The organism is Burkholderia sp. B10, assembly GCF_004368385.1.
Taxonomy (GTDB): domain Bacteria; phylum Pseudomonadota; class Gammaproteobacteria; order Burkholderiales; family Burkholderiaceae; genus Burkholderia; species Burkholderia vietnamiensis.
This window is the reverse complement of the sequence record NZ_PQMX01000016.1, coordinates 93430-104914: the sequence shown is the minus strand read 5'-3', so window position 1 is coordinate 104914 and position 11485 is coordinate 93430. Positions and strand designations below refer to the sequence as shown.

Sequence of the window (11485 nt, the reverse complement as noted above, 5' to 3'; positions counted from 1 at the left end):
CGACCGGCATCGGCGGGGGGGGCGGCGGTTTCACCGGCTCGATGATGCGGGTTTCGATTGGATGCTGGATCACCTGCACGACTTTCGTCGCGAGGCCGTTGAGCAATGCGTAGATCAGCACTGCGTGCAACAGGAGAACGACTGCGATGCCGCCGAAACGGCGCACCGGATTCTGCTGCTTCTTGCCGAATTCCCGCGGACGCCCGAGCGTGGCAAGCCCGCTGTTCGAAGCAATCAGATGCTTTTCGACTTTCATGCCCACTATCCATCCCCCAAGCGAATCGCCCAGTTTCACGATGATGGCCGGCCCAGGAACCGGGTCGGTTCCGTCGCCGCCTCAACGCGAAATCTAATTTTTAATGCAATTTGCAATCCGAATCGAAAGCATCGATTTCGGATCCGAATTCATTCAATTTCAAGGAATCGTTTCAACCGCCACGGGATAGCCGCCTTATCCGGCATCCACCCCGCACCAGCGTTCAGGCAATTGTCAGCTGCGTCGACACAGGCACGTTCGCGCATGACGATCGGACCGTCGCTACACCCCGATGGCAGCGTGGCCGTGCGTCTTGGGTGCAGACGATAGCAAGGAAAAAATCTGGCCGTCAAACTTTTTTTGATGCCCGAATACAAAGTTTGGAGGACTTGCTCGAATAACGAGTCAGGAGGCTTCACGAAACATTTTTTATTGATTTTGTAATTTATTTGTATGGTTATCGCACTCATTCGGTGCTTATGACAATAATCACCAATTTAGTGCGATGCACCGAATCGACGCGGATTTAATGAAGCGTTATCGGATGCGTCTCATTGTCTCCTGCATGGATGGAAGCCTATCGACCGTTGTTATGCGGGGCTACGGATTTTCAAAACAATACTCGGACGAATCCAATTAACTTATTCGTAATTGACTACAAATCAAAATAGTGACATTCAAGATGCCTATCAAATAGGCACGATGATCTGCATGCCGAATCTATTTTATGATTCCGGGCACGACTGCGTCTACGAGAACTCGTTGGCCGACTGTCTGCGCGTACGGGCGTCTCTTACTTCACGGAGCGATGTGAACGCTCCATCAACGCGCATTCGGCGTCGCTGCTCACGTCCCAATCCTGGAACAAGCGATTACGGACAAATCCGGCGGGGGAAGCACCAAGCGGTGCTCGAGGCGATGCCGCAGAGACCGGACCGCCAGTTCGGTGCCATGACGACGATGCACAGTCGAACACGGGTTCGGCGCACGCAAACACCCGATGGGTGCGATTCACTTCCACACACTCAGGCGTTGCCGCGGCGCGACAGAAATGTGCATGCACGTACGGGCATACACGTCCCCAAGCGCGTCATCAGGATCGTGAGGTTGAGCGAGGCGATGTGAGCAATCGGATACCCGCTCGACCGTGCCGAGCGCAACGGGGATCATGCGACCATGATCGCGAGCTCATCCGCATACGCATTCAACCGATCCCCTACCTGCACCTTCAGGACATCGATGAACCGTTTGATTTTCGCGTCGACGAATTGACGGGACGAGTACACCGCATATACGTTGCGCTGCGCGGTGTGAAATTCCGGCAGGACGCGAACGAGCGATCCTTTGCGCAGATCGTCGATTGCCGAGAAGGCAGCGATCAATCCAATTCCCGCGCCCTCCCGCAGTACCGTGGACATCGCATCCATGTCATTCACACTGAAGTGCGATCCCGTTGGACGATACACCGCCTCGCCTGCTCTGCCTTGCAGATGCCATTCGTCCGGCGCGTAATCGACCGTGCTCAGAAGCACACATGTGTGACCGACGAGGTCTTCCACACACTCGGGAGCCGGATGCCGTGCCAGATAGTCGGGCGACGCCGCGAGAATGCAATGACTGGTTCCGATCTTCTGGCTCACGTACGCCGAGTCGGGCAGCGTGCGCGCGATCACGATCGCCACGTCGAGTTGCTCTTCGAGCAGATTCGGCATCCGCTGCGACAGCATGAGATCGACCGATACTTCCGGATATGCGCTCCGATAGGCAAGCACGGCTTGCGAAACGAGTTGGCGCCCCAATCCCGGCACCGCATGCACGCGTAATAGACCACGCGGCTCCAGCAGCGCATCGCGTGCTTCCGCTTCCGCCCGTTCGATGTCCGAGAGGATCGCAACACTGCGTTCGTAAAAACGTCGCCCCGCGTCGGTAACGACGAGCCGTCGCGTCGAGCGCTGTAGCAACCGCGTGTTGAGATTGTCTTCGAGGACAGATACCGCTCGAGAAATGTTGCCGACCGTCGTATCGAGGTGGTTTGCGACAGCCGTGAAACTGCCCATCTCGACCACTTTCACAAACACCGACATGGTGTGCACCTTGTCCATTAGTCACCCTCGCTTTGAATTTTTCGTCGAATCGCTGCGTTTCGGCCCGCGCGAGTCTGTGATCATAGGTTCCGCACCTGTTTCGTGCAGTCAGCGAGCAGCGTCGTGTCGTTTTTTTTGCATCCTTTCATTCATCTTTCATTTTGGCGGCGGATTTTCCCTCCAGAGACAAGATTCATTCTTGCCGGGCCATCTAAGTTGCCGCCTGCTTCACGCCTAGACTTGGTCCCGAAGTCAGGCAGTCGGAACGTAGACGTTTCAATCCTGAGCTCCGTCCGCCATGGTCGATGATCCAGACACGGCGTAGCGCAGGCTCCCTATCCGGCTCTAGACGAACCCGCATCAAATCGCAATCCTAACCATAAAGGCTAAACCATGGACATCACATACGACGCGCTTCATCTCTTCATCAATGGGGAATGGATCGGCGCGAGCGAACGCGAAACGGCGCCCGTGATCAATCCCGCCACGCAAATCCAGATCGGGCGCGTTCCACTGGCGACGGCAGCGGACCTCGATCGCGCCCTCCAGGCTGCGGTACCGGCGTTCGATGTCTGGCGCAACACCGTGCCGGCCGAACGTGCGCGCATTCTGAAGCGCGCGGCGGAACTAATGCGCGAGCGCGCCGAGCACATTGCTACCGTGATGACGCTGGAGGAAGGGAAACCGCTGGCAGAAAGCCGCGACGAAGTCCTGCGCGCCGCCGACTATTTCGAATGGTTCGCCGAAGAGGCGCGTCGCATCGACGGCCGCGTGGTGCCATCCAACCGTCCGGGCGTGCAACAGCTCGTGAAGAAACAGGCGATCGGGCCCGTCGCCGCATTCACGCCGTGGAATTTTCCGGCGATCACCCCGGCGCGCAAGCTCTCCGCCGCACTCGCCGCCGGATGCAGTGTCATCATCAAACCCGGCGAGGAAAGCCCCGCAACGGCGCTCGCGTTGGCACGCGCACTGGACGACGCCGGCTTGCCGAAGGGCGTGCTTCAAGTCGTGTTCGGCGTGCCCGACCAGGTGTCGACGCAACTGATCGCTTCCCCGGTAATCCGGAAGGTCACGTTCACGGGCTCGGTGCCGATCGGCCGTCTGCTGTCGGCGCGCGCAGCCGAAGGCGTCAAACCCATCACGCTTGAGCTGGGCGGCCACGGGCCCGTCCTCGTATTCAACGATGCCGACGTCGAAAAGGCTGCGGTCGAAGGCGCGGCGAATCGCTTTCGCGGCACCGGCCAGGTCTGCATCTCGTCGACGCGCTTCCTGATCCAACGCGAAGTCTACGACGAGTTCGTCGGTCACTTCGTACGTGCGACGAGCGCGCTCAAGGTCGGGAACGGCATGGATGCCGGCACGCAGGTCGGGCCGCTGGCGAACCCGCGCCAGCTTGCCAAGATGGAGGAACTCATCGCCGATGCGGTCGAGCGTGGCGCAACGATTCTGGCCGGCGGAAAGCGCATCGAAGGTGAAGGGTATTTCTTCGAGCCGACGGTCCTCGCAGACGTACCGAAGGACGCGCGCGTGATGCACGAAGAGCCGTTCGGCCCGATCGCGGTGCTGATGCGCTTCGATGCCCTGGCCGACGGCCTCGCCGAAGCGAACCGGTTGCCGTACGGGCTCTCTGCCTATGCGTTCACAAGCAGTGCGCGGACGGCCATCGATGTAGCGGACGGTCTCGAAGCCGGCATGATCGGCATCAACCAGTACCGCATCGTCTCGACCGAACTGCCGTTCGGCGGCATGAAGGAAAGCGGCCACGGCTCGGAAGGCGGCACCGAGGGCATCGAGTACTACCTCACACACAAGTTCATCAGCCAGGCTTGAAAGGAGATCGCCATGTCCGATACGCATTTCGATAGTCCGCGCGAAGCCGCGCGTGCGTTCACGCCGACGCTTTCGGCATTCGTCGACGACACGCTCTATCCGCGGATCTGGAGCGATCCGACGCTCTCGCCGCGCGACCGCAGCCTCGTGACTGTTGCCGCGCTGATCGCGGGGGGCCATCTCGACGAGTTGCCGGCGCACCTGCGCCGCGCGTTGACGAACGGCGTAACCCGTGAAGAGTTGTCAGCGGCAATCACTCACCTCGCGTTCTATGCCGGGTTTCCCGCCGCAATCTCCGCATCCGCCACGGCGCAGGCAACGCTCGGCGCCCATCCTCAGCCCGACGATCTCGCCGGCAATGCATCTACGACGCAGGAAGGTTTGAAATGAAAGCCATCACATTCAAGGAATTCGGCGATGCCGAGGTGCTCCAACTGGCCGAGGTCGCGGCTCCTGAGGTTCGGCCCGACGATCTACTGGTACGCGTCCATGCCGCGGGTGTGAATCGCGCCGATCTGACCCATCGGCGTGGCGGATACGGCCGGCCGAACTTCGGCGACTCGACGATCATGGGGCTCGAAATCGCCGGCGAGGTGATCGAGACAGGCCCTTCCGTGCAGGGTTACAAGGTCGGTGATCGTGTCATGGGCGTCGTGGGCGGCGGCGCCTACGCAGAACGGGCGCGCATTGACTGGAGAATGGCGATGCCCATTCCCGCAACGCTCGACTATGTGCATGCGGCCGCCATACCGGAAGTGTTCGTCACTGCGCACGAAGCGTTGTTGCATCTGGGCCGCTTGCAGCGCGGCGATGCGGTGCTGATCCACGCAGCGGCGGGCGGGGTGGGTTCCGCAGCGGTCCAGCTGGCCTATGCAACCGGCGCGACGATTTTCGCAACGGCCGAAGCCTCAAAGCTGGAACGGATCGTTCAACTGGGTGTGGACCATGCGATCGACTACAAGACGCAGGACTTTTCGGAAGTCGTCGCAAGCAGGACGGGCAAACGTGGTGTCGATGTGGCCATCGACTTCGTGGGCGCACCGTATTTTTCCCGGAACGTCGCGTCATTGGCAAACGGCGGCCGGCTGGTGCAGGTCGGCATACTCGGCGGCGGCGGTGACGTCAGCGTGAGCCTCGAACAGATCCTGTACCGTCATCTGCAAATCATCGGCACGGTGATGAAGTCGCGCGACCAGAGCGAGAAACACGCGATGGTTCGGCGGTTTCGCGAACATTGGCTGGACCGCTTTGCGGGAGGCGCGGGTCTGGAGCCGGTCGTCGACAGCGTGTTTCCGCTCGCAGACGCCGCGGCCGCCCATCGACGGATGGAGTCTGCTGTAAACGTAGGAAAGATCATCCTGACGATGAGCGAAGATAGCTGACGTAGGGCCGATTCGCGTCGCGGCCCATGTACGAAGCTGGTTGATGGCAGTCAGGCGGACGGGAGCGCGTTGCTCATGGCCGGAAATAAAACCATTCGCGACGACGGGCCGGCAGCGCCGATGGTGCATGTCGCGGCTTCCCGCACCCGAATCGAACGTCCCGCACGTACCGGAACGGTATCGCTCCCTCGCAGCTTTCCGGCACGACGCTCAGAACAACACGCTCGAGGCGGTATCCGGATCCTCCGGCGTGAAGACTACCCCACCGTCGCCGGATTCGTCGCGCATCCGGCGAGGTTCGGTCTCGTCGAGCAGAGGCACCCCGCCGCACTCATGGAATTCCGCGTGCGGAGACGCCGTCTCGATCGGCAAATCCGGCCGCCGCCGGGCCATTCTGATTTTCGAAGTCATGACATCCTCCGTACATCGGCAATCGTATCGTCGCGCGACCTCGCTCACGCGCGATCGGCGGCCTCGGGCAGCGGTTCCGCGCCCTCGCACACCTCGTCCGCAGGCTGCGGCGCATCGACCCGCTTGCGAAACAATCGGGACGTCACCCACAGCACCCACGCGCCCGGACCGCTGAGCATCACGGCCATGAACAACAGGATGTGCTGGATGCCTAGCACCGGCCCCACGCTCGCGGTCAACACGCCCGCGAGCGGATACGAGAGCCCGTTGATCAGATAGAACGGCCCGATCACTTTGCCGAGGTGCTCGCGCTCGATCGCACGTACGCGCAATGTCCGGTTGAACACGTTGTACCAAGCAGCCCCCGCCATCGCGCCGAGAAACGCGATCACATAAACCCAGACACCCTGCGCCAATCCCATGCATACGAGCCCGGTGCACATCAGCGCGAAGCCGCCTGCACCGAGCCGATAGATGCTCCAACTGCGGGTCAGCTTCGGAATCAGCAACAGGTTCAGCAGCCCGAGCACGCCCGCGCCAGTGTTCATCAAGCCGAATACACTGTCGGATGCGCGGAACACGCCCGTGACGAGATATGCGTTCGCGCTCGCCGCGATCGCAAACGCGAGGTTGATGGCGAAGTTCACCAACGCAAGCAACACAACCGGCCGGTTCGCGATCAGCAATCGCCATCCCAGAACCAGGTCGTGCCGGACCCGACCGTGAGCGGTGCCGCGCGGGCTCGCCGGAAGTTCGCGCCAGCACCACGCGGCCAGCGCGAATCCGGCCGCCGCGACGAGCAGGAGCGGGAGCTTACCCAGCCATTGCGCCAGCCCCGCCGCAAGGGCTGGACCGAGGGCCATCGCGAGCAATTCGACGTTCTGCACCAACGACTGCAAATCCGACAGCTTGCCGCCGTCCGCTAGCATCGGCACCGTCTTTTCCACCGACATCCGCACCGGCGCGATCAGCAGCGACAGGAAGACGCTGTTGACCATCAGCGCAATGATCGTGGCCGACGGCATCGCGAAGCAGGCTGCCACGGCAATCGTCAGGCAGGTCATCCGGACGCGATTTGCATACCGGAACAACCGGCGGCCGCCGAGCCGGTCCGCGAACAAGCCGGCGAACGGATAAGCGATCAACGCCGGCACCCATTCGACTGCATATGCAATGCCCGAATACGCGAGGCTTCCGGTCCGCTGATAAATGAGAAGCGGCACCGCAAACAGCACCGTCTGCTCGGCGATCAATCCAAGCATCAGTCCCGACGCGAACCAGCGCAGCGAAGCGGAGCGCGATTCACCGATCAATCGCCACCTCCATGCTCGAGGCGCTCACGTCGCGACGGAACCCTGGCCGCCGTCCTGACCGATGAACACCACACGTTTCACTCGCCTCTGATCCATCATTTCGTATCACTTATCTATATCCTTGATTTTAGATTCCTGACCGGCTTTCCGATCTGGTGCGGCCGAGCCGCGCCAGTCGCGCAACATCGTGTGATCATCAGATGACGAGCGCTGCCTTGTCTTCGCTCCCGGCCGTCCGCGCTTCATACTGGCGAATCAGGGGCAGCACGTGGTGACAGAATCGCCGCATCTCTCCACGCGTCGGCCAGCCGGACAGGATGAATTCGCTGACACCGGCCTGCTTGTATTCGAGCAGATACCGTGCGACCTCGTCGTAGCTGCCCACCACACACAGGGCCGGGCCTCCGCGATAGGCGACGGCGCCCGTCCACAGCATCGGTGACAACCAGCCACCGGACGCCTGCTCGGCAAGATCGAACGACTTTTTCACCGCCTCCGAATCGCACGTCTTCACGAATGCCTGAACCTGCTGACGATGGGCTTCATCCGAGTTCGCCATCATGGCGGCCACTTCTGCATGTGCCTCTTCCCGCGTTTCGCGAGCCAGCACGTGCATGCGGATGCCGACGCTGCGCCCGGCCTCCAGGGGCTCACGAGCAGCGACCGCGATGCCCTCCGGCGTGTCGCCGTAACGCAGCCAGCAGTCCCCCGATTCGATGGTGATGCGCTTGGCCAACGCGGACGCGCCGCTCAGATAGATTCGCGGTCGCTCGCCGTCCTTGAATGGCAGGCCGAGGCGCGCGCCGTCGAACCGGTAGTGGGTGCCTTCATGCGACACCGGCGTCTCGCCGCGCCAGAACCGATGCAGCACACCGAGATATTCGGACGTGCGCTCGTAGCGCGCGTCGTGCGCCAGATAGTCGCCGTAGTACGCCTGTTCCTCCGGAGAAATGCCGGCGACGATGTTCAGCGAGATCCGTTTGTTCGACATCCACGACAGCGTATTGACTGCCTGCGCGAATAGCGTCGGCGGCAGCAGTCCCGGGCGATAGGCCAGCATGAACGACAGTCTGCGCGTCTCGCGCGCGAGTGCGCCGATCAGCGGCAACGGCTCCGGCAGATGAAAACCGATTCCCATCAGCAGCGTATCGATCTGCATGTCCTCCGCTTCCTGCGCAAAGTCCACCAGACCGTCGAGATCGAGTTCATTCGCGAGGTCCCGCTCGGACGCCTTAGTATTGCCCGCTCCGCGCGGCGCGCACCAATGAATCTTCAGGGGTTGAAATACCCGCATCGTCGCCTCTCCCGATAGTCGAATCCGGCCTGTTGCCGTAGTGACCTTCAGCTTAGGAGTCGAGCAACGAATCGAGCAAGCCCGCACCGCGCCGACGAAGAAACTTTGACGGCACACCAATTTTTTGATCCATCGCTGACATTTACCGGCCGCAATAAGTTCTCACGAATGCGCTGCGATCCGTCGCGCTCGCCTACTCTCGTCAACACGTCGAGGCCGATATCGAAGACGTATCGCGATTCCGCACGAATATGCGCCGGCCGACATTCCCGTGTGTCATTGCTGTTGCATCCGTTCTCGCATCACCGCCCTCCGGCGCGACACGACGCGGCCGGCGACGGTCACGAATGTTCATCGAAGAAATGGAGCCACGCTGATGTTGAACCTGAGAAACAAACGCGTCGTCGTCTTCGCCGAGGGCTGCTTCGGCCCTGTGACAAGCAAGGTGGCGACCTCTTACCTGCGCTATCGCCACAGCGAATGCGTCGCCGTCGTCGACAGCCGTTGTGCCGGAAAGGACGTGGGCGAGGTACTCGGATACGGCCACGGCATCCCGGTGCTCGACTCGCTGGAATCGGCATTGCAGTTCGATCCGGACATTTTCCTGATCGGTGTGGGCCTGTTCTCCAACGCATTGCCCGATGCATGGCGCGCGCAGATAGCGCTCGCACTCGCCCGCGGGCTCGACGTCGTCAGCGGTCTGCATTTCCGGATTGCGACCGATCCTGATTTCGCCGCACTTGCGTCGGAATCCGGCGCACGGATCTGGGATACGAAAGAGCCGCCCGATACGCTCGCGACCAGTGAAGGCAAGCTCGACGCGCTCGATCGCTTCATCGTCCATACCGTCGGCACCGATTGCCGGGTTGGCAAGAAAACCACCGCCATCGAGATCGCGGAAGCTGCACGACGACGAGGCATCAACGCAGGTTTCGTCGCTACCGGCCAGAGCGGTATCTATATTAGCGGCGCCGGTGTCGCGATCGATGCCGTCCCGTCCGACTTCGTCGCGGGTGTCACCGAATCGCTCGTACTCGAATCGGCGCGTCACCACGACTGGATCGTCGTCGAGGGACAGGGATCGATTTCCCATCCCGCCTACAGCGGCGTCACGCTGGGCCTGCTTCACGGTGCCATGCCGCAGGCCCTCGTGCTGTGCCACGAGGCGGGCCTTGCACATCACAAGGGCTGGGCGCATGCGCCGCTGCGTCCGCTACCCGAACTCGTCACGCTGTATGAACAGCTTGGCTCGTTTCTGCGACCGGCGAAGGTGGTCGGCGTCAGCGTCCATACAGGTGCGCTTCCAGCCGAGCAAGCCGCGCGCGCCATCGAGGAGATCGAATGGGAAACGGGCCTGCCTGCCGTCGACGTCATCCGCTCGGGTGCTGACCGACTCGTGGACGCACTGAGCGTCCACGACCGGACCCTTCAACGCCTGGCGGCCTGACCGGCCGCCGGCTTTCGTCGTCCCGCCTGCATCGTCGCGCCATCGTCAAACACAGGAAGCGATTCAAATGACCGAACAGTCCAGCCTGCTCCATGTCGAACCCATCCACTCGCTCAAGGGTTACGCCGTCACCCCTTCGTCCAAGCCCGAGACCCAGCGCGCGATACTCGCCGCGACTCTCGCCGACGGCACGTCGATCGTCCACAACGATCTGCGCTGTGTCGAGACCAGCGCGATGAAGCAAGCATGCCGCGCACTCGGCGCGCGCATCGACGAACACGCCGGATACCTCGAGATCCGCGGTGTCGGCCGCGCGCTGCATCTGGGCCAGCGCGTCGTCGACGCGATCGGCTCGGGGCTCGTGTTTCGCACGTTCACCGCGTTGACGAGTTTCGCCGACTCGCCTGCCATCATTACCGGCGACACCATTCTGCGCACGCGGGTGATGAAGCCGTTGTTCGACGCACTCGAGGAACTCGGCGCGCGTATCGAATGCATCGGCGAGGCCGGCAAGGCGCCGGTCGTCAACTGGGGAGGCGGGTTGCGCGGCGGACGCTGCACGGTCCCTGGCAACGTAAGTTCGCAGTTCATCACCGCAATCCTGTTCGCCGCGCCGCTCGCCGACAAGCCGGTCGAAATCGCGATCGAAGGCGAATTGCTGTCGATTTCCTACATCCGCCAGACGATCGCGACGTTGCGCCATTCGGGAATCCAGGTTGACGTTACCGACGACTTCTCGCTGATCCGCGTCCAGCCGGGCAACTATCAAGCCGCGGAGTACCGGATCGGCGGGGACTACACATCGTCGTCGTACCTGATCGGCGCCGCCGCGCTGTTCCCCGGCACCTTCGTGCTGGGCAACCTCGGCAGCGAGAGCCTGCAGGGCGAGCGCGCAATCATCGATGTCGTACAGGCGCTCGGCCTCTCCGTCCATTTCGACGACACGCGCAATGAGCTGACGCTCGTCAATTCCCACTCCCAGCTCACCGGCGACTACGAATTCGACGCCAGCGATTTCCCGAACATCGTACCGACGCTCGCCGCGATCGGCGCCTACGTGAAAGGAACGTTCCGCGTGGTCGGCGGCTCGATCACGCGGCTGCACAAGTCGCCTCGCATCAAGGCGATGGTTAGCGAGCTGGGCAAGATGGGCGTCGACATCAAGGGCCTCTTCAAGGACGGCGTCTACGACGGCTTCGAGATCCGCGGCACCGGCGAGCCGTATCCGGGCGGCGTCGACCTGTCGAGCTGGGGCGACCACCGGATCTTCATGTCGCTGTTCATCGCATCGCTGCGTGCGCGCCAGCCAAACCGGCTCGAGGGTTACCGCGACGTGAACTGCTCGTTCCCCGACTTCTTCACGCAGTTCGAGCATCTCGGTGCCGCCTATCGCGAAGTCGGGACCGGCGCGTCGCACGACGACGAGCGTTCGCTACTGCAGGCGGTCTGATCCCAACGGAGAATTGTC

9 protein-coding genes and 1 pseudogene are annotated in these 11485 nt (G+C 62.0%); 5 read left to right on the top strand and 5 right to left on the bottom strand.

Translation table 11 applies throughout. The features are described from left to right. Both C3Y15_RS11255 and C3Y15_RS11250 read right to left on the bottom strand, forming a co-directional pair. Positions 1-256 (bottom strand): annotated as a pseudogene (locus C3Y15_RS11255) (energy transducer TonB); the annotation flags it as partial. 1166 nt (positions 257-1422) lie between these two features. Beyond that, positions 1423-2358, bottom strand: a complete 936-nt coding sequence (locus C3Y15_RS11250) for a LysR family transcriptional regulator (protein ID WP_011882227.1) — start codon at positions 2356-2358, stop codon at positions 1423-1425. A gap of 375 nt (positions 2359-2733) precedes the next feature. Here C3Y15_RS11250 and C3Y15_RS11245 point away from each other — a divergent pair, with 375 nt between their 5' ends. The 3 genes from C3Y15_RS11245 to C3Y15_RS11235 are packed head-to-tail and all read left to right on the top strand — an operon-like array spanning position 2734 to position 5552. Continuing rightward, a complete protein-coding gene (locus C3Y15_RS11245; protein WP_069240211.1) occupies positions 2734-4170 on the top strand; it encodes an NAD-dependent succinate-semialdehyde dehydrogenase in 1437 nt (478 codons plus the stop codon). Between the two features lie 12 nt (positions 4171-4182). Next, entirely contained in the window at positions 4183-4560 is a 378-nt protein-coding gene (locus C3Y15_RS11240) for a carboxymuconolactone decarboxylase family protein (protein WP_011882225.1), read from the top strand. Then, on the top strand, positions 4557-5552 hold the full coding sequence (locus C3Y15_RS11235; RefSeq protein WP_059474890.1) for an NAD(P)H-quinone oxidoreductase: 996 nt from the start codon (positions 4557-4559) through the stop codon (positions 5550-5552). Before C3Y15_RS11240 ends, C3Y15_RS11235 begins: the two co-directional genes overlap by 4 nt. 210 nt (positions 5553-5762) lie before the next feature. On the opposite strand, the gene C3Y15_RS11230 is transcribed toward C3Y15_RS11235, so the two are convergent. The 3 genes from C3Y15_RS11230 to C3Y15_RS11220 form a co-directional block, all read right to left on the bottom strand. Further along, positions 5763-5963 carry a hypothetical protein gene (locus C3Y15_RS11230; RefSeq protein WP_043292230.1) on the bottom strand — a complete coding sequence of 67 codons (201 nt, stop codon included), beginning with the start codon at positions 5961-5963 and terminating at the stop codon, positions 5763-5765. 44 nt (positions 5964-6007) lie between these two features. After that, complete coding sequence (locus C3Y15_RS11225) at positions 6008-7225, bottom strand: MFS transporter (RefSeq protein ID WP_224020179.1); 1218 nt, start codon at positions 7223-7225, stop codon at positions 6008-6010. Positions 7226-7472: 247 nt separating this feature from the next. After that, the gene (locus C3Y15_RS11220; protein ID WP_011882222.1) at positions 7473-8570 is read right to left on the bottom strand and encodes an LLM class flavin-dependent oxidoreductase; all 1098 of its coding nucleotides are present in this window, start codon (positions 8568-8570) and stop codon (positions 7473-7475) included. A 376-nt stretch (positions 8571-8946) separates the two neighbouring features. On the opposite strand from C3Y15_RS11220, the gene C3Y15_RS11215 reads away from it, so the two are divergent. Next, entirely contained in the window at positions 8947-10017 is a 1071-nt protein-coding gene (locus tag C3Y15_RS11215; protein ID WP_011882220.1) for a DUF1611 domain-containing protein, read from the top strand. Between the two features lie 67 nt (positions 10018-10084). Next, entirely contained in the window at positions 10085-11467 is a 1383-nt protein-coding gene (aroA, locus tag C3Y15_RS11210; protein WP_011882219.1) for a 3-phosphoshikimate 1-carboxyvinyltransferase, read from the top strand. Positions 11468-11485 lie beyond the last annotated feature (18 nt).